Source organism: Psychrobacter sp. DAB_AL62B, from assembly GCF_028895345.1.
Lineage (GTDB): Bacteria > Pseudomonadota > Gammaproteobacteria > Pseudomonadales > Moraxellaceae > Psychrobacter.
The window spans coordinates 409,561-432,211 of the sequence record NZ_SAXC01000001.1 but is presented as its reverse complement, the minus strand read 5'-3'; the positions used below and the strand labels follow the sequence as shown (position 1 = coordinate 432,211).

Below are 22,651 nucleotides of genomic sequence, written 5' to 3'. Positions count from 1 at the left end.
GATAAAAATAATCACCAGTTTTGCACCTTTAATGATAACGACTCATTACAATACTATTGATGATAATGATAAAGGATGATCCCTATCAGTGTGCCATTGATAGGGATCGTTTACCAGTATAGATACCAGCATTATCATATTTTGCGACAGTTAGTGTCGCGCTTAACCTACTCATAATTATAAAAAACGGTCATCGCTTTTATCGGACCAACCATTGCACCTTTTGACCTTTTTATTAACGAGATAACTAAATACTATGCGTTTGCGTCCCATTGATGCCATCTTCGTTGATCCTAAACGACGTTTATACGTTGTATACTATCGCGGTGAGCTATGGCAATTGCCACGTATGAAAATTGATGACAGATCTTGGCAGAATAGGCAGCCCTATACTGATGATAGCAGTGCACTCTACCTCAGTATCCATCAAGCCATAAACGACCCTGTTTTAGCACAAAAATTACGCACGTTAAATCTCCCTGTGGCTGTACGTGGCTGTACGTTACCACGCTTTGAAGCATGGTGGGAAACACATGGTTTTAAGTGGCTTAAAGATAAGCTGAGTACTGGGCAATCACCGTTAGCTGCACATCAAGCAGCAGTGGCAAAAACCATTGACAATCAGCCTACTTCCCCTTCAAACTACCCATCTACCCAGCCAAACAATGACAACACTACTGGTCATAAAGCTCCTGAACAAAAAGCCATGCCCGTTGCAGGAGAAGCAACCGATATTTTTGCAGATATGCTGGCGGATTTAGCCGATGAAGTGCTGCATCAACAGCTTTAGCTCACATTCAAATAAACCAACAAAAAGAAGATCGGTACTATATGAAAGACTATAAGCTGCTACTAGCTGGGCTAATTTTACTGCTGTTGATCATTTTTATCGCAATCTTTACTTGGTTATGGACCAGCAACCGTAAAAATATGGATCCACTGCCTATTATGGCAAACGAGAGTGGATCATCAACTGCCGAAGAGGACAAAGATAGCATTACCAAAAGCTCGTTGCATATACAAGCAGAGGAGAAATTGCAAGAACCCTTGGATGACGTCATTACAAACTTTCAATCACGCTATCCTAATGTGCAAATCTTGACAAACTATGTATCTTCTACTGCCCTCCTTACACTATCAGACAACAACTTCACAGACAGCAACCTCATTGCTAATGAAGGCTCTCCTTTCGTCGTTGATATTGATATGATTATTGCCAGTAGCAACCTATCGACAGGACGCCTGTCACCGCTACAAGAAAAACTAAAAATGGCACAAGATAAGTATAACCAAACTAAAATAAATGATAGCACTGCGCAAAATGCTGATGTGAACGATATTCTCAATATAGACGGCAGTGCTGATGAAGCGGTCACTACTGAAGGTAAAAATGACAATGCTAATACCCGTAGTCTTGTGTCTTTTAGCTATGCCTTAAAAGATAAACAAGCAGCTGATGGTGTTATCTTAACGCAAAACCCTGTTGCCATTAACTTTCGAAACTTTTTGCTCTCAAGTACAGGGCAAGATGTATTGAGTAGACACGATTATGACAATATCGACGGCTATAAAAACGAGATGACTGACTTGTTCAAACCGAACTCTCGAGGAAAACAAGCAACAGACGAGCTGTCAGTAGATGTAGCCGAAGCACTTAGTAACGGCAAGTAAATCCAAATCACTCTGTTTATCTATTATTCATTGCTTTTATGAGTGCTTTTTTCTACAATAGCACTCCATTATGCGCCTATAGCTCAACAGGATAGAGCAGTTGCCTCCTAAGCGATCGATCCGAGTTCGAGTCTTGGTGGGCGCACCAATCATTGTATTTAGACATAACCTCGCATTACCTCAATCCTTTCAAACCCCTATAATACCTAAGTATCAGTCTTTATTAAACACTTGTCATTACCTCGTGTCACCTATACAATGTTGTACATACTAATGTACATATATGAAATTACCAATATCTTGTTGTACATAAATTGCATCATTGTTGTACATGGTAATTCTTAAACGTGGCTAATCGAGGTGTGGCAATGGCTGAGCGCAAAAACTACCTATTAAATGTCAATGGTGTAAAAGCGATTGCTAAGCTTGCGCCACCCGCTAAACGTAAAAGATATAGCGATGGTGATAGCCTTCATCTAGTACATGATCCAAAGGGTTCGCTGTACTGGGTAATGACCTATCGTTATCAGTCAGATAAAGATATTAAGCCCAAACAAAAAACCTTTCACATTGGAACATACAAGTCATCTAAGCAAGATATTGACACTGTGTTCAAACCTGATGTAACTCTCAAGCAAGCTCGTTCTGAGCGTGATAAAGCCAAGGCATTACTTGCCGATGGTATTGATCCCGCTGTCAATAAGAACCAGCATAAGAACAGCGTTGAGCAAAAGGACCTATTCAATGTGATAGCGCAAAGCTATATCAATGATAAGTCGGACACCACACCTAAAAACGTGCAAAAACTTCAAACCTACCTTGATAAGCATGTAGCGCCACATATCGGTAACTACCCTATTCAAGCTATCACGGCTCAAGATGTAATTAAGACAGGTTTAGCCGTACAAACCTACTTTGAGCAGCAAGGTAAATTGACAACAGACACCGCTCACAAGAGCGTGGCTTTTATAACGTCAGTGTTTGAGTATGCTATCAATACATTAGGCTATGACATCATCAATGTGGCTTATGGGCGCAGTAAGGCGCTTAGAACCCATAAAGCTGAGCGTATGAAAGCTATTGAACAACACCAATTCTCAGAGCTGTTACGCAATATTGACAACTACGGTAATAATAACCCGAACGGGCATGACCAAACAGTGGCAGGTATGCAGCTGATGGCGCTGTGTTTTGTCAGAACTAAAGAGCTAAGGTTCTTTGAATGGTCAGAGATTGATTATCATAAAAACGTGTGGCGCATACCAGCGGCTAAGATGAAGATGCGCCAAGACCACATCATTCCACTGTCACCTCAAGCGATAGCTATTATTGAACGTATGCGGCCACTAACGGAGCAGACGGGTTATGTGTTCTATAACTTTGAACGCAGTCAGCCCTACAGTGAGGTATGGTTCAATCAAGCACTCAAGCGCATGGGTTACACAGGTGATCCCTACCCTAAGATGACAGGACACGGCTTTAGACAGCTTGCCAGCACGGGGCTGTATGAGCTGCAATTCAATGACAACTTAATCGAGATACAGCTAGCGCACCTTGAACAGTCGAGCGTTAAGAAGCGTTATGACTTATCGGCACATTTAGCCGAACGGCAAATGATGATGAATAAATGGGCGAACCATCTTGATGACTTGCGAGCTGGCAAGGCGGTCAGCTTTGACTTACTGACCCCTGATGAACTCGCTAAAGAAATGGATAGCCGTAACGAGCAAGCCACTGATATAGCGCTGCATGATAAGGACATACTGATAAAGAGCTTACGGGCGCAAGGCGTATCGCAAGAGGTACTAGCCAAACTTGCCGAGCAGCTTTAACAACATTTAACAACACCGATTTACTAATCATTGTCAGTATTGGACTGGCAAGCCAAACTTGATAGTGTCAATCGTTGTCATAACCGATTGCAAGGCTAGGATTAATTACCCGAACGACAGTAACCGCACCCTTAGCTGTCAGCGCCTTGCTCCTATTTTTATTTAGGGGTGTGAGGGTGCAAGTATGAGTTATTATAATTTAGAGCAAACTCTAAAAGAATTTCAAAACAAATTACCTGAAAAGCTTTTACCCTTCGACTTACCGCAGCTTGCAGACTTATGCAAGCGTGGAGAAATAACACCAGTTTTTCCTTATGATAAATATATCAATGTGAGTCTTGGTAACGACCATGAACTTCCCACATACCTCAAAGAGCTTAGGGAACCTTTCAATGGTTATCTTACTTTGCCAAAATTAACAGATTTAATATTGCAGCCTACAACAGAAGTTACTACAAGTACTGCCTATATTTATGAAGAAATAGGGAAGATTAGTAAAGGTACATTTGTTTCTTTAGAGAACCACGGTTATGATCGCTTCGAGGATTATAGTGACGGTCATAATAGTTACTGTAATGGTGACATTAATTGCATAAATGTAGAAAATCTATTATTCCCAATTGAACAGGTTCGAACTTACATATCGTTAAAGCAAAGTAATGAACCAGACAAGTTGACTTCACCAGCTGCTACAGGAACGTTTGGTAATCTAACAGCAGCACATGGCGAAGATAAGACCTATGAACAGCTTGTTGAAGCACTGACAGCAGCCAACTCTAAAATAAAACAGCAAGATGAGGATATAAAAAAGCTCAACAACCAGTCAAAGGAGCAAGCAGATAAACCCTTACGATACAATTCCGAAATGGGCGTAGCTAGAATGCTTTACGCTATTTTGACAGAGCATAATTACGACCTATCAGCTACAAAAGGGAAGGCTAATAGCCTGATAGAGAAAGCATCGCAATTACACGGCACACCAGTTACTAGAAACTTTATAGCACAGTGGATTGAATTAGCTAACCAAGCTAAAAGCGATAGCACAAAATAGGGTCATATCAATTATTTTAGGGTCATGTGACCGTCATGTGACCCTTAGCACCTCACCCTACCCCGTAACATTCATCTCATAGCAGGGCATTACCGCCCATTCCTTTAACCGCTATGAGGTGAAATAACATGAAGTTAGCAGATAAACATCTAAGAATGGCAGACCTTGCCAACCAGCCCGAACGCAAAGCTAAGACTTACATTGCAAAGTCAGGTCAACAGCGCACCGTCACCGCCAAAGCCGCCACACGTGGTATCACAGGCTTTAGTGCTAAGCATCTCTATCATCTGATTAATGAAAGTAAATTCCCAGCACCCGTAAAAATCGGTCGTGCTAGCTTGTGGCGTCTATCTGAGATTAATAAATGGTTAGACAGTCATGCTCGGCCGACAGATGACAATGCCAACGCAAAAGAGGAGGTTTAACATGACGACTTCAGCAACCTCCCCAGTAATCAACCAGCCAGCACCACAAACCCAAATAGAGATTGTTAGAGCACATCTAATGACAGGTGCAACTACCACTACATGGGACGCTTACCGTCTTTATCAAATCACATGCTTGGCCCAGCGCATACACGATTTAAGAAACGCTGGCTTAGTTATCCAAAGCGAGATTGTCACCCACAATGACAAGCGTTTTTCGGTCTATTGGCTTGATGAACAGACCTTACTTGAAAGCGAACTGTCTGACAGTGAGGTGACACTATGAGTAACCACCCTAGTGTATCAATCGATACCCCAGCCAGCCGACTAGTGACTATAGATAGTCTGTACTTACGTCTTATGAATGACCGCGTACAAGACATTTATATTAATACTGAGCATTTAGCCACCGCGCTAGAAGCTATCAAAACAAAAGACGATGTTAGCCAAGGTGTTCTTGTGGCAGTCAAAGCGGCATTGCTTGCCAATAGCGAGCTGGCAGGCCTTGTTAGTGAAATGTTTTGTGACTACGCATTGCCGTACCAAGCGGAGGTATCAAGTGATGAGTGATAATCATATTAAAACCAACCTAAAGCCCCATCACACGCCAGCCAATGAGCCACAGGCTGGCAAGCGCGGCCTACTACTAAGCTTTATCATCTTTATGGCATGGGTGGTAATTATTGGCTTATTTATATCACTGGTTCCTTGCCATCAGAACGAACCCATAATCTTTGTTATTAAGGTGGGCAGCCTATGAAGACCTACTCACAACCAAAGCAAAGCCGTAAGTATGCCAAGCGCAAAAACTACTATAAAAAGTATAGAGCTACGCGCAAGCCGAACCAGTCGCAAGCAAGGGGGAATAGATGACTATTATAGACAAAACAAAGCCCCAAGCTGATGACAAAGGGCTAAATGCTTTACTAGGCACTTCAAAGCAAACTACAACCGAAATTATAACAGATGATGAAACAATAACTAGCCTGATAACACAGGGTCAAGGCGATAAGCTAAGACAGTTTGGTGATACCTTTACTATTCATAATGGCGATAGAAGAAGTAAATTTATCGACACTGCTGGCAAGGTGGCTTTGATACTAAGTAACAACTTGCACCAGCCAGCCAACTTAGGGATTTATACGCCTAACACTGATGAACCTATCGAAGTGACTGACCCAAGCCAGCCAAGCGCTTTTATCATAGGTAATCTTAGCTTTGATAGTGACTGGTACGCGGTCAAAAGCCTAGCTGAGGGTATAGAGCTATACAAGCAGCTGATAAACCAAATGCTAAATGTCACTATCTTAGTCAGTGTTAACACCTTTCACTTTAACAAAATGGTCAAGCATTTTGCTGAGGTTAAGCAAGTTATTGTTACGACTACCCTAGAGCAAATAGACCAGTTAACCAAGCCATTGGTAGGGCTAAACGTCAAAGCGATTATTACTGTTTTTGACTTGCTGCTATCGTTTGATAATGGGCAGACGCTTGATGATGTGCTTAGTGAACCTGAAACGATAATTAAAGACTTGTTAGCCGACGCATGGGCCGACCCAAAGCCCATAAATCATACCTTGCCACCAGTGGCCAGCATAACCAAAGATATGCTACCTAAATCTCTATATGACTACGCTATTAATACCGCTGAACGTCTTAGCGTACCGATTGAATTTGTAGCTGTACCGTTAGTAGTGGCACTAGGTAGCGTTATTGGCACCAAGGTGGCTATCATGCCGAAACGCTATGATAACTGGGATATTGTGCCTAATCTATGGGGTGCAGTGATAGGCAAACCATCTAGTAAGAAAAGTCCATCAATTACAGAAGCAATGAAGCCCATTGATAATCTAGTCAGTAAAGCACGAGCAGACTATGAGCTGAACAAGCAAGAACATGAAACCCAAAAGCTCATTAATGATAGCAAGGCCAAGATAGCCGAAAAGGAGTTAAAGAAACTCGCTGATATGCTGGCTAGTCAAACTGATGACGATAACAGCACGGACAAAGTGACTGATGATGACTTGCGACAAAAAGCCGCCTTTATAGCAGATAGCAAAAAGCAAGATGAAAGCATACCTGTACCGCGCAGACACATGGTAGGTAATATTACTATGGAGAAGCTGGGTGAAATTGAGAACCAAAATAATAATGGTGTATTACAATTTCGTGATGAACTATCAGGGTTTTTAGCCAGCCTTGAAAAGGATGGTGAGCAAGAGCAACGAGCATTCTATCTATCAGGGTTCAACGGCACAGGTAGCGAAATGGTGGACAGAATAGGACGCGGTTCGCTATACATTGAAAATCATTGTTTGTCAGTCATGGGCGGCATACAGCCTGATAAGTTAGAGATGTACTTAGAGCAGACCATGCGAGGATTAGGCAATGATGGGCTGATGCAACGCTTTCAAATGATGGTTTACCCTGACCCACTACCAAGATGTAAAGAAAAAGACATAGCAGTCAATAAAGAAAGCCGTGATGCTGTGTATGAGTTGTTTATAGCAGTTGATGGACTGTTTGAGGGTAAACTTGTTAGCTATGGTGCTAATGAGTCAAACGAGTATTACAAGCGCCCTTACTTCCGTTTTGCTGATGATGCTTATAACGTCTTTATGGACTGGTACGATACACTACAAGCCAAAGCTGATGATACAGAACATGAGGTCATAGCCCAGCACTTACTTAAGTATGGCAGACTGATACCAGCTCTAGCGTTGATATTTCATTTAGTCGATTGTATCGAGATTGGCAGCCGTTTAGGTGGAGTTAGTCTCAAAGCCCTACAAGCGGCCATTGCATGGGGTGATATGTTAGAGACGCACATGCTTAGGGTTTATAGTTGCATTACTGATAATTCGCACCTCAAAGCGTCTTTATTGGGTAATAAAATACTGGCATTACTTAAAAAGCCAAGTGACAAAACTGACAAAACTGATTGGATTAGTCACGGCTTTACCGCTCGCAGTCTAAAGCGTAAGAATTGGAAAGGCTTAACAGATGATAATGCTGTCCAAACTGCTATAGACGTATTGATAGAACATGACTGGCTCGACTATAAGGAAGTGAAAAGCACAGGACAAGGTGGCAGACCAACAGAACGCTACTGGATTAACCCCAAATTAAAAAGCTTTATATAGTTTCGTCAGTTTTGGCAGTGCAACTACGGGGCGTTATTTAAAAATAGCGTTCTTATACCTTATATTTAAATGCTAATATCTTGCCTTAGGCTACATTCCATTCATTTGATATAAGCATAAAAGAGAATTTTATGAATAAAGCAAAAGATGAACTTAAAAAGCAATTCTGGAATCAGTTTATTCAAGCCCGAATTTCAGGCTATGAAAATATCTACGCTAATAACAGCACAACCAGTAAGAAGGGTATAGTAAAGCAAACTGAGTTCAGTGGCGTCAGTGTGTACGTGAATTTAAATCAAACCAGTGTGAATGTTACTCTAGTTATTTACTCAAATCCTGAAGTTCCTGAAAAATCCAAGCTTTCAAAAGATGAAAGAAATGCGATTAGTCTAGAGCAAAATATTCGAATTTTCGAATACTTGCAGCAAAACTCAAACGAGATACAGAAACACTTCTCTGAAAAGATATATTGGAAAGAGTCACACTATATAAGAAAAACTGCCATCATCAGTAATGATAGCTGGCAGTATGAGAAGCAAAGTGAATGGGATGATATTAATGCTTACCTTATTAAAACCAGCTACTTATTAAAGGAGTCAGTTGAAAAAGCTTTACTAAATTTTGAAGCTAGCTAGTCTTTTTCTGTCTCATTACTGGTTCAATTATCGGAAGCCATTAAAAAATAGCGTCCTTTTTTATACTGATAATACGGTTATGTCAGTTTTGGCAGTGTAATAAGTAGGACTTTGATAATATTAAAAGAGTAAGAGAGTCATGCCAGAATAGTCGTTAATATTGATTAGTTACACTGCATTTGTCCTCCTACGTTCTGACAAACCCCACCGGTAGAAGGAAAATAGGTATTACCTGCCCCTTTATTGTATCTTGTTCCATTAGAGTCCCAACATCCTGCTCCATCGCAATTAGTCATGTTACTTGGTGCTGGTGCTGACGAGCTACTATTACTTGATCTTGATGGCATAGGCTGCCTCGTTTCTAGTGAGCCTAATGCTTCAGTCTGCGCCCTAGTCAAACCTTGAGAACCTTTAATTGGCTGACCAATCAAAGCTTTTGTCTTTTCACGCTCCTGTCTTTCGCTATAGCTGAGGTTATTTTGAGAAGGTAACGCTTGTCTATTAGCTTGCGAAGTGGAATTAGCTAATAGCTGCTGTTGTTGGCGCTGCTGATCATAACTTCTTTGATTATTAGACTTACTACTTTCTATCTCACGATTTAGTTTCTCTTGATATTGTCTTTTTGCTAAAGCTTGCGCATTATTTTCTCTTGCTTGATAATCATTATCTATTGAGCTAGCTAAGTCTTTTTTAAAATTAGTAAGGACATAAATCACTTCTGAGGCTATACCCTCTTTTAGAATTTTAGAAGTAATATCGTGTTGTTCTGGGGTTTGTTGCTGTAGCCAAAGTGCAAATTCTGGACTATCAACAATCTGATCCGCATCAGGATGAACTTGGAAAATAGCCTCGTAGTGTAGCGCTTCAGTCTTAGCTGTATCACGATTATCAATATGGTTTAAAGCTAGGATTTCTTCCTGACTTTCAGCACGTATATCCCATTCCCATGGCTGACTTGAATCGATTTCATCAACTATGGTGTTCTGAGGTTCAATGGTAGGTATTGTTACAGTGGCAATAACACCTAAAGCAATTAGCGCCCCAACAGATGTAAAATAACTTTTAAAAAGTCCTTTCTCATACTTATTAAAACCGTCTTTAGGTATAAAATAAAAGGCGATATGAATAAGAGGGCTAAAAATTATTGCCGCAATTGCTAACAAAGAACTGTATGTCCACATTACGCGCACAGTTTGGTATAAATACCAAAGTAATGCTATAACAGCAACTAACGCCACCAATCCAAGTACAAAAATCAAAATATTACTCATAACCAGACCTATACCTGAGTTGGTTTAATATGCCGCTATAGTAAGCAAGCATAGCATCATCTATATAACAAACATTTGCAAGAAACAGGCTAATTCAAATTAGTATTGAATAAATGACTATACCACCCAAACCTATAGCCGATATACTTTCTCAGATAGTTGCAAGCATATCTCATATTAATCAACACAGTGTTTACCGTTCAAAACGCACGATTTATGCAAAAAAACGTCCGTTATTTTCGTGGGTTTTGTATGACTCAAACTACTATACAAGTAATGTAAATAATCTAATGATATACGAGGTGGTACGAATTAATACGAGCGCTAGCCAGTTAAAAGCTCGCATTTTTGCAACAAACACCTTAGGCAGCAAATTCGCCATTATAGCTAAAGATTATTAAGGTGTACGTTATGCGTACGCCTTTTTTATAAGTAGCTGACAAGTAAGTAATGATACAATCCATTTCTTTACATCCCATAACGAGTTATAAAATGAATTTAAAATCAGTATTAAGCAAGGTAGCCCTTGGCATCAGTTTGTCTATGGCTGTGACGTTTTCAAACGCCGCACTTACCTGCAAAGACGTTGAATATGGCAATGACAACTATGGTGAGAATATGGAGATATTAACCATAGAAGCAAGACTAATAGGCGGATCGGAAGGTTACTTTAACCGTAATCATGAATCTGTAATATCAGCATTATGTGAAGCTGATAACGCTGGTGTTGAAGAAATGATAGATACGGGTTATGTCAGACGCTCGGAGGTAGAGGGCATCAAAGAGGTTCTTGGGCTTGATAAGCGTTCACCCGCTGGAAGAAACTATGAATACGCTTATATCAAACTTATTAATGAAGTAGGTTTATCAACTGCTGGCTCTAGTCATGCAGCCTCTTTTTATGCTTATAAACCTAATTCCGAATGTGGAAAACTTGCTAAACGTGCGTTAGTAGGTGACCGAACAGCAATGAAGAAACTAGAAAAAGAAGATAATATTTGCACCTCAGGCTACGAAGATTAATACAATAAAAGTATAATGACTCCTAATATGATATGACATATTACCCCTAGTCAAAGGTAGCAGTTGATTTTCTACCTTTGATTAGGAATATTCTTACCGTTCAAACCCGTATCAATTTCTAAGCATCCATCTTACTATCCAACAAAAACCGCGTAAATTGCGCCAAGCGATTAGAGTCAGATAACAGCTGCCGTGTGATCTCTTGATAAGCGTCTTGGCTGTCAAAGATAGCGTCCAAGGTGGCATCAGGGAAATCACCTAGCATGACTTTTTCAGCGGGATTATTGGCAATCTGCTGCATAACGATTTCGTTTTCGTTAATCTTATCCCATATCGTTTGAGAGTAATTGATCAAGTCGCTATCGGTCAGCTTTTCGGTATCGAACATCTCATTCAGACGCGCTACGATTTTGGATAGTAAGTCCTCTTCTTTATCCTTTGCCTTGCCTGCGCCACCGCCGCCAGATTGTAGCGGCTCGATACTCTCTTCTTGCAGCTTAAGGTCTTGTTGACGCAGTTTAGACAAGCGGTAATGACTCATAACGATATTACTTAAATCAACCTCGTCTTCATCGTCTAGCTTCTCGCGTAACATGGGTTGCAGATGACGGGCAAAAAGGCTCAGCTTTTCTAAGTCCTTATCGTCATAATCAACAATCTGCGACATAAACTCATAAGAACGCGTATAGGTGCTCAAGTCCTTTTTAAACAGCCCTAGCGCGTCTTGTTCGACCTTATAGCCTTTATAGTCGGTTTCGGCATTGGCGATCAATACCGCATCGTCAGTAGCTTTGGCGCGCTCAAGCAGCATCTTAGCTTTACTCGCCTGCTCGACTGCTTCTTTGTAACGCTTTTGCCAACGCTCAACAGCTGGCTTGCAGATATTGCTAATGGCAGCATTAGACTTATTCTTAGCATAAAAGGCAATCGCAAACTGCTCTACCTCTGACCATTGAAATATACCGCTAGCGCATAGCTTATCATGCAGATCAAACACGCTATCAGGATCAGACACGTCATCTAAGGTGGCGTTCTTATAATATGGCTGGAACGCTTCTAATATGTCTTCTGGTTCATTAAAGAAGTCGAGCACAAAGGTGCCACTGACTGACTTACCCGCATAAGTACGGTTTAAGCGGGAGAGCGTCTGCACACAATCGACGCCGCCAAGCTTCTTATCAACATACATAGCGCATAACTTGGGTTGGTCAAAGCCGGTCTGGAACTTATTAGCCACCAGCATCACTTGATAATCGTCGCTATCAAATGCTTTACGCATATCACGCCCTTTTAAATTAGGGTTCATATTATGCTCAGTGAACTTCTCACCGATGAATGCGCTGCTATCAGGGTCATTAGCGTTAAAGGTGACCTCTCCTGAGAACGCCACCATGGCATTGATACCGTTATAGCCGTTATCAGTAATATACCTATCAAACGCCATTTTATAGCGTACTGCTTCTTTACGGGAACCGGTCACGACCATGGCTTTGGCTTGCCCGCCAAGCAGACCTTTGACGTGTTTATTAAAGTGCTCAATGATGACTTTAACCTTTTGCGCAATATTATGATCGTGCAAGCGTGCCCAGTTATTCAGCTTGATGGTAGCTCGTCGGGTATCGACTTCTTTATCTTTAGCCGCAAGCTTTTGGCTCAGCTGATAGACCACTTTATAATTGGTATAGTTTTTAAGCACATCTAAAATAAAGCCTTCTTCAATCGCTTGGCGCATAGAATAGACGTGATAAGACGCTGGTACATTATCTTTTGATGGTGGCAGTTCAGGATTGGGAACGCGTCCAAATAGCTCAATGGTTTTGGCTTTCGGCGTGGCAGTAAAAGCGTAATAGCTCAAATTGGGGCTGCTACGGCGTGCAGCAATGGTAGCATCTAGCATATCTTCGCTAGACAGCTCCTTATCTTCATTGCCATCTTCACTGCCTGCTTCACTATCACCAACCAACACCTCTTTGAGCTGGCGCGCGGTTGATCCAGTCTGTGAAGAATGCGCTTCATCAGCGATAATGGCATAACGGCGTGACTTTAGAACACTAGAGTCTTCAATGGCTTTAAGCACAAAAGGAAAGGTTTGAATGGTGACAATAATAATCGGTTGCGCGTTCACCAAAGCAGCAGCAAGTTTTTCAGACTTAGAACCGCCGCCGTCCTTATTGTTAATCCGTCCTACCACACCATCGGCATGTTCAAACTGGTAAATGGTGTCTTGGAGCTGGTCATCGAGCACAGTACGGTCAGTAATGACAATCACCGAATGAAACTGCTTATCACCATCACTATTGTATAACGTCGATAGCTGATGCGCTGTCCACGCGATAGAGTTGGACTTACCAGAACCGGCGCTATGCTGAATCAGATACTTTTGACCAGCGCCTTCAGTGACGGCGGCATTAACTAACTTACTCACTACGTCCCACTGATGATAACGCGGGAAGATCAAAGTTTCTTTTTTGGACTTGCGCCCTTCCCAGTCTTCAACGTCCTCAATTTGCAAATGCACAAAATGCCCAAGGATAGCCAGTAGGTTCTCAGTGGTCAGCACCTCATTCCAGAGATAATCAGTAGCATAACGGCTGCTATCTGTTGGCACGTCATTACCCGCGCTGCCGTCCGCTGTTCCTTTATTAAATGGTAAGAAGTAAGTGCTGTCACCTGCCAGCCGTGTGGTCATATAGACTTCATATTGGCTAACAGCAAAGTGTACCAATGCCCCACGCTTAAAAGTTAATAGGGGTTCAGCTTTACCAGTACTTGGGTCTTTTGGCTGACGGGTTTGCTTATATTGAGTAATGGCGTTTTCAACTGATTGCTTAAACTCAGATTTTAGCTCCATGGTCACCACGGGCAAGCCATTCACAAACAATACGATGTCAATGCGGTTACGCTTGGCGGTTTTGCCGTCGCTGTCAGCTGCTGCTTTGACATGTGGGCTATAAACCACTTCAGGCACGATACGGCATATATTGCTCTCATAACGGGCGATAATATCAGGGTTTAAATCATGCTCTGGCTTAAACTGGCACAAACTAAAACGCGCATTACGAATCTTTAACCCATGCCGCAATACGCCCAAGGTGCCATAAGTGCGCGAAGCTCTATCAGTGGCGTTTATGTCCGCTTTATTAAGCTGCTTGACCAAAGCCTCAATAAAATGGCGTTCACTATCGATAGGAAACACACGGCAAAACTTATCCCACTCATCAGGCTGGGTGGCTTTGACAAAATCCAGCACGTCTTGCTCATATAGCGCGGTCGCTGATTGATAGCCGCTGGCATGACCCAATTGCCAGCCTTGCGTTTGCATCTGAGTGATGATATCAGCTTGGAAGACAGATTCGTAAGTGGTGTCTGACATAGTAAATCCATTTAAATTTATAGTTATTCTTGAGTACCTGATGCGTTTAGATTGATGAAGCTATAATACTGGTAAACTCTTTCGTAAATAAGTAAAAAAGCACCAGTAGCAGCGTGAGTAATGGCATTCTATGCTTTTCAACAGCTGCTTTTTTGGACGTCAGTGTTTTATAAAACACGAATAGGTAGAATATGGGCAGCGGTAAAAAGAAAGGTATTATTCCAAATAAAAAAAACGTTAATTCAATATCACGTTGCATATATTCAGCAATGCTAATTAAAAATGGTATAGAAACCGTTAAATCTTCATCATGCTTTTTAAAAGATTGATAAGTAAAATAAGCATTGATTAGATAGGCAATTATAGGGCTATAAATAAGCGCCAATAATAGCTGCTTATAGCGCTTCGCGATTGGATAGGGATGATTCATAATTATATCTATTACTTTGTAAAACTCATTTTAAGGCATATCTACCAAACGAGAGCCAAGACAGGCTTGCAAGTCGCCAGTGTCACAGCCTCTATCAAACCATTCCTTAGCCTGTGTATTGTCTTGCTTGACCCCTTGCGCTTTCATATACATCAGCCCCAGATTGCGCGGGGCGAACGGATGATTTTGGGCGGCAGCTTGTTTGAATAAGGTCATGGCTTTCGCATAGTTTTGCGGTACGCCATTGCCCTCTAAGTACATCACGGCAAGATTGTTTTGACCAACAGATTCCCCTTGATTGGCAGATTGTTGTAATAATTCAAAAGCTTTAACATAGTTTTGGTCAACGCCTTGACCGCTATAGTATGCCCAGCCCAAACCGCCCATAGCCAATGCATTGCCCTGATTGGCAGACTTTTTATACCATTTAAAAGCCTCGGCATAATCTTGCTCAACCCCATAGCCGTTCTCATACATGTAGCCTAGATTGTTTTGTGCCAAATCCTCACCTTGGGCATCTGCTTTTCGTAGCCAATACAGCGCTTTGGTATAATCCTGCGTCACACCTAAGCCTTTTATATAAAACTGTCCAATATTGTTTTGGGCAATCGCGTGTCCTTGATCAGCAGCCTTTTGATACCATTTTAAGGCTTCGCTATAGTCTTGTGTCACGCCTAAGCCTGCTTCATACATCACACCGATGTTATTAGCGGCGGCAGCTTCGCCTTGTTCAGCGGCTTTTTGATACCATTCATAGGCTTTAGTAAAATCTTGCTCGACTCCAATGCCGCTTTGATACAAAAAGCCTAAACTGTACTGCGCCATCACATTATCTTGTGCGGCAGCGCGTTGATACCACTCGACTGCTTTAGCATAGTCAGGCGTCACGCCGAGTCCTTCTTGGTACACCACGCCCATGTTATATTGCGCGAATGGCTCCTCTTGATTGGCAGATTGCTCAAACCATGCAAGCGACTTGGTATAGTCTTTCTCTACCCCCAAGCCTTCTCGATACATCGCGCCAAGATTATATTGCGCTATGCTGTCGCCTTGTTTGGCAGCCTTTTGGAACCATGCGGCGCCGGTAGCGTAATCCTGCGGCACATACTCGCCTGTCATATATATCGCGCCTATATCGTATTGCGCTGCCGCCACGCCCTGCTCAGCGGCTTTTTTGTACCAAGCCACCGCTTTGCTAGTGTCTTGGGGTACACCATCACCGAGCTCATACATCGCGCCCATGCTATATTGAGCGGCGGCATGACCTTGTTCCGCCAGCGCTTGAGTATTGGTAAAATTGGTTGCCTGTGCCGATAGCGATAGTGCAAATGCCATACCCAAAGCCATTGTCTTTTGCGTGAATCTGCATTTTATTATTGATGCTTTCATTTTTTGTCTCTAATTATTAGGGTGTAATGGGCGTAGCGTATTTTTCAGTGTAGTCTCTTTTTTGTTGAGTCAGCATATCAATATTCATGCTTTCACAATTAGCACCCCATTTCTCAATAGCAAGCTTACGGCAGCTGATGCTTCTTATTTTGCGATATTTTATTCGATGCTTTTTTATATTCCGCCCTATGTATTCCTAGGCTTAAACCAAACCTTATTACTCATCACAGATTTCTTTAAAGCGCTTACCAAACAAGATTTTATTAAGCTTTTGCTGATTGCTAAAGACTTTTTCGGAGTCAGGATGATAAGCCTGTTTATTGACGCAATTCCCAAAGCCAAAGGTCACCAAATCAATTTTGGCATACTTGGCAGGGTTGCTGGCTTTTTCTTTCTGATAGCGCTTGGTCGCCAAATTGCGATAATATTGACCCCCATCATCTGTGATATCTGCTTGTTCTTGAATTTTCTCTGCCACAAACTGCTGCCATCTATTCTGCACGGCGGTTTCGTTCTGTAAGAAAGGTTCAATATAGTTCTTACACATTTGCGGGCTTTGCTTGAGTGCTTCACTAGGATTCAGATACCCCAAAATCGTTAATTTATTGGTTTTATATTCGCTATCAATAGTCTTAACCAGCTGCTGTTTATAGCCCTTTGCTTCAGGTACAACGTCCAGTTGCTCGACATTACGCTTCACTTGCTTATATTCTTTGGTCAGCTTGTCTAGGTCTTTCATCGATAACTTGTCTAAAGCATCAATATCCATCGGTGAAAAAAAGCTTTCTAGATTTGAGCGCGTTAAACCCTCTAATACAAAATGAGAATTCTTGATTTGCTTGGCAGTGTATTTTTTATTGTCAAAATCACCTTTCATACTGCAATAATCACTTTCCCATTGATAGACTTCGGCTTGGGCGATAGTGGTCACTGCCGTTGAGGCCAGTATGGCTGCGACGGTAAATACTTTCATAACTTAAGCCTCTTTATTTACGGTTATGCATTTTAAATCAAAACACACCTGTTATTGTTAAGACTATACCACCCAAGCAAAGCAGCATACCAATGCTATAAGCGCCGGTCACCATCCAGCGTAGATGACGATATAAGCTAAAGTCTTGCTTCATATAAGACTGACTAGGATCGTTTGGATTATATAAAATATCTAGGGTTTGCTGCGATGATAGCAAATCAAACCGCGCTTTATTCAGTGACTTGAGGGCTTCTCCATCTTTTTGAACAGGATCAATGCGCCCATTACGATACTGCTGCCCATTGACACGGTATTCATAAATCAGCTCCAGACGGGTATTATCTATAACGCGGCTGTTATAGTCCTCTATAGACTCATAAAATAGCTTTGAACGCGTTACAGGTCTTATTTTTAAGGTTTTGATAATCGCTGTGGCTACCATCCATTTGTTCTCAATATCTATCAGTAATGAGAGGTAAGTCTGATAAATATAGCCATAAGCAATAGTGAGTAGCGCCATGCCAATTAATAAAAAGAATATATCCATAAGTGTTTACAGTGTTGGCGCAACCCAACCCCTCACATCAATCTTACCCGTGACAGCGGCAGAGATTAAAGCGGTGCGGCGTTCTTGCATCAGTTCTATGGAAGTCATAGCTTTCTGTATAACTTTATCAAAAATATCTTTTTGATTCTGAAGTTCTACTGCGATTTCTTTCTGTTCAGTTTTTGATGGAGGCAAAGTAATGACAATATCTAAAACGTCACTATTAGAGAGGTTGGCTTGCTTAGTACCTGAAGGCAAAGAGTACAACTGATTCAAGTAAGATTCAGACCAAAGTATATTTAACAAAAAATCCCGATCAATTTTTTCATCTGCTGGATTGAGCTTTGCTACACGCTGATTGAGTAAGTATTTTCCGTCATCTTTTATTGCAACTGCAAATCCATAGTCTCGTTTTCCTAATGTACCAGTTAAGGACATTAAGATATCACCATCTTTGACTATAAAGTCTGGAAGTGCTTCTAGCATGACTTCTGGCACAAATGTAGGTTGACGCTCTAGTGCTAGTCTATTCTGATATACATTACCTATCTTTAGTATTTGCACACCTTCTTCAGTAAAAGAATCACTACTAAATGCGTACCCACCTTGAATCGAAGAATAATATTTAAGCTTTGATATTTCCCAATGCTCAGGCACTTCCCCTAACCATTCAACGCCTGAATCTTTCATCGGTGCGTCAGGGTTTAAGCCTTTAGTCACGGCATGACTGATAACGGCTTGGCGCTTTTCTTTTAACAGTTGAATCAGGGTTTGCTGCTTATCAATTAAGGTGTCAATTTGAGCGGTTTCGTGGTCGAGGAAGTTGGCGATCTGGGTTTGTTCATCAATATTAGGTACAGCTATCGGATATGTATTAATCGTCTCAGCAGGAACACGCCGCAATCCTCCTGCACCTGTCATAGAAGCTGTAGCTACACTAATAAATATGGTTTCTAGTAAACGATAGAATAGGTAACGGTTATTAACCTTATTATTAACTCGTAAAACGAATATTTCAGACGATCCAAAACCAACCCCATTAATAAGGTTTTTAGCTATAGTAGTGTTATTATTTTCAAAGCACGGAGTTACTTTTGCGATTAAAATATCTTCATTTTCAAAATAGGTATAACCGTCATAAACGTCTTTGATGACTTTTTTTTTATCTAAAACAAGACTATTGAATTTAAGCTTTTCCATTGGCACAAAACTACATTCATCAGACATTAAATCTTGAGATAGCGTAGATTTTTTTGGATTAAGAATTGCTAGATGTTTTATAGGTACAACTTCCCAATGATTAGGGATCTCCCCTAACCACTCAACCCCAGAATCCTTATAGTCATCATACTGCTGATACTTCCTCACCAACTCAGCCATTACGAATGCACCTCACCCAACAACTGCATAATCTCTCTACTAACCGCATCCAAGTCCGCATCAATCTCGCTCAGCGCACGCGGTGGCTCATACACATAGAAATGACGGTTAAACGGTATCTCAAAGCCCACAATGCCAATCTCTTTATCAATGGCATCTATCTTATCCGCATTAATCCACGCATCAGGCACATGCGACTGCACTTCGCGCTTGAAATAACTTTCAATCAACTCGGTAGTGCTGATGCTAGGGTCAAGCGGCACGTTTTCATAATCACGTAAATCACTGTCAGGCTGGAACTCTACTATTTTGGTCTTGCTGGCAGGATCGATATAGCTAAACGCACCATAGAGCGGATTGGCACCCTTGATCGCTTTTTTGATGGCGGGTTCTGCTTCAGGGTTTTTCCAAGTGATGGCATCCATCAGCTGCTTTTTCTCTTTGGTATCAAGATTAACCTCAGCATCTTTTAACGCTTGCTTAAATACCTTTTCAAACTCATTAAAGTCATCGAACTGGCTCAAGCCTATAGCCGTTTGCAAAGCTTTGGCTTTGGTCATTAGCTTCAGTTGGACGCGCCATACTTTCGAATCAAGCACGTCTTTGATCTGGCTTTCTTTAAGCTCGCTAAAGTCGGCCTTTATCATTGCGCGCGCATCAATAGTAACCGCGGATAAGTCACCATAGCTGTCACTGTCATTATCAGTAGCCCAGTCACTGCCAAACTTCTCATACAGCGCGGGCATGACCATATCGAAAGGTTTAGGTGCATAGCGTAGTCTATCAATAGCGCTATCAGATAGTTGCGCCGATAGACGTAGCGGCCGCTCAATGGTGATACGGCGATAGCCAAACTCATGGGTTTTAAATATCTTACTGGCAAAGGTCTTGGCAGGTTCCGCTTTTGGATTGGCAGACTGACGGCCACGGTTGGACTTCACCTCTTCTGGCTTATCAAGAACGCGCGCGTCAACCACCTCAAAGTCACCAAAGCTGCGAGTAATGGTCTTGATATCGTCTTCGTTCATTTCATTACGCTTTGAGCCTAATGATTTACGCATTTTGCTGTATAGATTACTGCCGTCAATCAGTTGTACTTGTCCTTGACGCTCAGCGGCTTTCTTATTGCTTAATATCCAGATGTAGGTGGCAATGCCAGTGTTATAGAACATATCATTTGGCAAGGCGATGATGGCTTCTAATAAATCGGCTTCTAAGATATAACGACGAATCTCACTCTCGCCACTACCTGCGCCACCCGTGAATAGCGGTGAACCATTTAAGATAATACCGATACGGCTGCCATGGTGGTCATTAGCACGGCTGTTATCGTTATTTTCATTATTGGCTTGAGTATTGGCAGTCGTATTCTGCATCTTGCTTAATAAATGCATCAGGAATAATAACGAACCATCAGACACGCGCGGCAAGCCCGCCCCGAAGCGCCCGTCAAAGCCTTTTTCAATATGTTCATCACTAATTTCAGTCGATATCTTTTTCCAGTCCACGCCAAATGGTGGATTCGATAGCATGTAGTCGAACTTCTCATTTTTTAGCTGATCATTAGATAAGGTATTGCCTAGCTTAATACGGCTAACGTCCTGCCCTTTGATCAACATATCGGCTTTACAGATAGCATAAGACTCAGGATTTAGCTCTTGCCCAAAGGTACGCATAACCGCATCGGGGTTTAGCTCTAGCACATACTCCATACCAGACGACAAGAAGCCACCCGTACCTGCTGTGGGGTCGTAAATGGTACGGATGATACCCTCTTCGGTCAGCGCCGCGTCATCTTCCATAAACACTAAAGCGGTGGTCAAGCGCACAATATCACGCGGGGTAAAATGCTCCCCTGCAGTTTCGTTAGAGCTTTCGGCAAATTTTCGAATCAGCTCTTCGAACACAAAACCCATGTCATGATTGGATATCTTTTCAGGGCTAAGGTCAATATTGGCAAACAGCTGCACGACTTTATATAGTAAGTTGGCATCGTTTAGCTGTCCGACAAACTCTTCAAATTTAAAATGCTCGAATATTTCACGCGCGTCTAGAGAGAATGCCTGAATGTAGCTACTAAGATTGTCCTTGATGTCACTTTGCCCAAGCTTGCTTAGATCCATTGGTGACGTGTTATAGAAGGCGCGTTTACTGATACGTTTTAGCTGCTTTTCTTGAGTGTCCTCTGTCATGCTGCCGTCTTTAATAGCGGCATATTTCTCAACAACAGCTTCTTTATGCTCGCTCAATACGCACTCTAAGCGGCGCAGCAAGGTAAAGGGCAAGATTATGCGCCCATACTGTGATTGCTTAAAATCACCGCGCAATAGATCAGCGACTGACCAGATGAAAGCGGCGGTTTGAGAGTAGTTGTGAGTGGTCATAGAAGTGTCTTATTGTTTGTTAAGCAAGAATAAAGTTGTGAGATCGTATTTCGGCAATGAGGGGACACCCCATTTTAGTCAAAATACAGCCATCATAAGGGTATTCGACATTACTCGGCAAGTCTGAATGTGAGATTTATCGGAATAGTACTATATTTAATCATGCAAGACTTTGGCGTACCATGAGCGTTCGACAATTCAACCCCATGTAAGAAAGTTGCAAGTTGATTTTAGTATCAGAAAATTACGATATTATATTAATTGCTAACGGTAGTTGGGCCACTATAACTAAGTATCTTTAGTATGCAGACCTATCCTATCTATGCGAATTAGTGTGAGCTGATGCCGTAGTTTTTAGTGCGAACAATCGTACTACAGACGCGCTATAGGCTGGCAAGTAGGATAAGACCCACTAGGCACGATGCAAAGAAACGCATCATAAACGCAACTATAAACTGGCTATATTTAAACAATCACAATGCGCGTTATTTGCACACTAATTGCACGGCTTAAAACGGCATTATGATCATGCGAGCACAGTCGCCAATGCGCCTTATTTGCGCGTGTAATGAGATAGGCGCAAGATTGAGTGCATCTATTACAGCACTCAATGAGGACACCCTCACTCTGAGGGTGAACGATCAACAGAACACCAGTAGCAGTGATAAGGGGATAGTTTTTTATAGTTAGAATGTGAGCAGATGCAAAGAAAACGCCTAACTTTAAACAGCATTATCTAAGCGCGTGCAATCATCAGCAATTTAACCCCATGAAAGAAAGTTGCAAGCGATAGATTGTAGGTAGTTTGTGGGTGACACGTCGAGCATAATAACTAGAACCTATTATTTACTATCTTTACTTTTTAGAGCCAATACGAATTGAAGGCATAATTTTTGTAATCGAGTTTGCTTTATTTAAACAGTAAAATAACAGATTAGCGATAGTAAAATGTTGTACATACTGTTGTGCATATAATAATATTAAAACCTTTATCCTTTATTTTTTAAGGCTTTTAGCTTAAAGACTGAAGCGTGGTGGGCGCACCAATCATTGTATTTACACATAACCTCGCATTACCTCAAGCCCTTACAGCTCCTTAACTACAGATCCTCTTGTCTTTATTA

Annotated in this window: 19 protein-coding genes and 1 tRNA gene; 12 read left to right on the top strand and 8 right to left on the bottom strand. The window is 41.7% G+C overall.

Going from position 1 to position 22,651, the window contains the following annotated elements:
- Window positions 1-256: 256 nt before the first annotated feature.
- The 11 genes from EPB74_RS01735 (at window position 257) to EPB74_RS01685 (ending at window position 8,757) form a co-directional block, all read left to right on the top strand.
- Entirely contained in the window at window positions 257-790 is a 534-nt protein-coding gene (locus EPB74_RS01735) for a hypothetical protein (RefSeq protein ID WP_274902416.1), read from the top strand.
- A 41-nt stretch (window positions 791-831) separates the two neighbouring features.
- Complete coding sequence (locus tag EPB74_RS01730; RefSeq protein ID WP_274902415.1) at window positions 832-1,671, top strand: hypothetical protein; 840 nt, start codon at window positions 832-834, stop codon at window positions 1,669-1,671.
- A 72-nt stretch (window positions 1,672-1,743) separates the two neighbouring features.
- A tRNA-Arg gene (locus EPB74_RS01725) sits at window positions 1,744-1,819 on the top strand.
- A gap of 220 nt (window positions 1,820-2,039) precedes the next feature.
- The gene (locus EPB74_RS01720; protein WP_274902414.1) at window positions 2,040-3,503 is read left to right on the top strand and encodes a tyrosine-type recombinase/integrase; all 1,464 of its coding nucleotides are present in this window, start codon (window positions 2,040-2,042) and stop codon (window positions 3,501-3,503) included.
- 184 nt (window positions 3,504-3,687) lie between these two features.
- On the top strand, window positions 3,688-4,554 hold the full coding sequence (locus EPB74_RS01715; RefSeq protein WP_274902413.1) for a hypothetical protein: 867 nt from the start codon (window positions 3,688-3,690) through the stop codon (window positions 4,552-4,554).
- A gap of 128 nt (window positions 4,555-4,682) precedes the next feature.
- Window positions 4,683-4,979: a helix-turn-helix transcriptional regulator gene (locus EPB74_RS01710; RefSeq protein ID WP_274902412.1), complete on the top strand. Its 297-nt coding sequence runs from the start codon at window positions 4,683-4,685 to the stop codon at window positions 4,977-4,979.
- Between the two features lies 1 nt (window position 4,980).
- Window positions 4,981-5,265 carry a helix-turn-helix domain-containing protein gene (locus EPB74_RS01705; protein WP_274902411.1) on the top strand — a complete coding sequence of 95 codons (285 nt, stop codon included), beginning with the start codon at window positions 4,981-4,983 and terminating at the stop codon, window positions 5,263-5,265.
- Complete coding sequence (locus tag EPB74_RS01700) at window positions 5,262-5,549, top strand: hypothetical protein (RefSeq protein WP_274902410.1); 288 nt, start codon at window positions 5,262-5,264, stop codon at window positions 5,547-5,549. The genes EPB74_RS01705 and EPB74_RS01700 overlap by 4 nt, the downstream gene beginning before the upstream one ends.
- Entirely contained in the window at window positions 5,542-5,739 is a 198-nt protein-coding gene (locus EPB74_RS01695; protein WP_274902409.1) for a hypothetical protein, read from the top strand. The genes EPB74_RS01700 and EPB74_RS01695 overlap by 8 nt, the downstream gene beginning before the upstream one ends.
- Window positions 5,740-5,848: 109 nt before the next feature.
- Window positions 5,849-8,122: a YfjI family protein gene (locus tag EPB74_RS01690; protein ID WP_274902408.1), complete on the top strand. Its 2,274-nt coding sequence runs from the start codon at window positions 5,849-5,851 to the stop codon at window positions 8,120-8,122.
- A 131-nt stretch (window positions 8,123-8,253) separates the two neighbouring features.
- Entirely contained in the window at window positions 8,254-8,757 is a 504-nt protein-coding gene (locus EPB74_RS01685; protein WP_274902407.1) for a DUF4268 domain-containing protein, read from the top strand.
- 164 nt (window positions 8,758-8,921) lie between these two features.
- On the opposite strand, the gene EPB74_RS01680 is transcribed toward EPB74_RS01685, so the two are convergent.
- On the bottom strand, window positions 8,922-10,028 hold the full coding sequence (locus tag EPB74_RS01680; protein WP_274902405.1) for a hypothetical protein: 1,107 nt from the start codon (window positions 10,026-10,028) through the stop codon (window positions 8,922-8,924).
- A gap of 492 nt (window positions 10,029-10,520) precedes the next feature.
- Here EPB74_RS01680 and EPB74_RS01675 point away from each other — a divergent pair, with 492 nt between their 5' ends.
- Entirely contained in the window at window positions 10,521-11,051 is a 531-nt protein-coding gene (locus tag EPB74_RS01675) for a hypothetical protein (RefSeq protein WP_274902403.1), read from the top strand.
- Between the two features lie 118 nt (window positions 11,052-11,169).
- Here the strand turns inward: EPB74_RS01675 and EPB74_RS01670 are convergent, their stop codons facing one another.
- The 7 genes from EPB74_RS01670 to EPB74_RS01640 all read right to left on the bottom strand — a co-directional run bounded on the left by EPB74_RS01670 (window position 11,170) and on the right by EPB74_RS01640 (window position 21,527).
- The gene (locus EPB74_RS01670) at window positions 11,170-14,424 is read right to left on the bottom strand and encodes a type I restriction endonuclease subunit R (protein WP_274902402.1); all 3,255 of its coding nucleotides are present in this window, start codon (window positions 14,422-14,424) and stop codon (window positions 11,170-11,172) included.
- Window positions 14,425-14,470: 46 nt separating this feature from the next.
- Window positions 14,471-14,854, bottom strand: a complete 384-nt coding sequence (locus tag EPB74_RS01665) for a hypothetical protein (RefSeq protein WP_274902401.1) — start codon at window positions 14,852-14,854, stop codon at window positions 14,471-14,473.
- 30 nt (window positions 14,855-14,884) lie between these two features.
- Window positions 14,885-16,189: an SEL1-like repeat protein gene (locus EPB74_RS01660; protein ID WP_274902400.1), complete on the bottom strand. Its 1,305-nt coding sequence runs from the start codon at window positions 16,187-16,189 to the stop codon at window positions 14,885-14,887.
- Between the two features lie 271 nt (window positions 16,190-16,460).
- Window positions 16,461-17,216, bottom strand: coding sequence for a hypothetical protein (locus EPB74_RS01655; protein WP_274902399.1), 756 nt, complete (start codon window positions 17,214-17,216; stop codon window positions 16,461-16,463).
- Between the two features lie 37 nt (window positions 17,217-17,253).
- On the bottom strand, window positions 17,254-17,763 hold the full coding sequence (locus EPB74_RS01650; protein ID WP_274902398.1) for a DUF3592 domain-containing protein: 510 nt from the start codon (window positions 17,761-17,763) through the stop codon (window positions 17,254-17,256).
- A gap of 6 nt (window positions 17,764-17,769) precedes the next feature.
- On the bottom strand, window positions 17,770-19,143 hold the full coding sequence (locus EPB74_RS01645; protein WP_274902395.1) for a restriction endonuclease subunit S: 1,374 nt from the start codon (window positions 19,141-19,143) through the stop codon (window positions 17,770-17,772).
- Window positions 19,143-21,527 (bottom strand): type I restriction-modification system subunit M, encoded by a 2,385-nt coding sequence (locus EPB74_RS01640; RefSeq protein ID WP_274902393.1) that lies wholly within the window; start codon window positions 21,525-21,527, stop codon window positions 19,143-19,145. The genes EPB74_RS01645 and EPB74_RS01640 overlap by 1 nt, the downstream gene beginning before the upstream one ends.
- Window positions 21,528-22,651 lie beyond the last annotated feature (1,124 nt).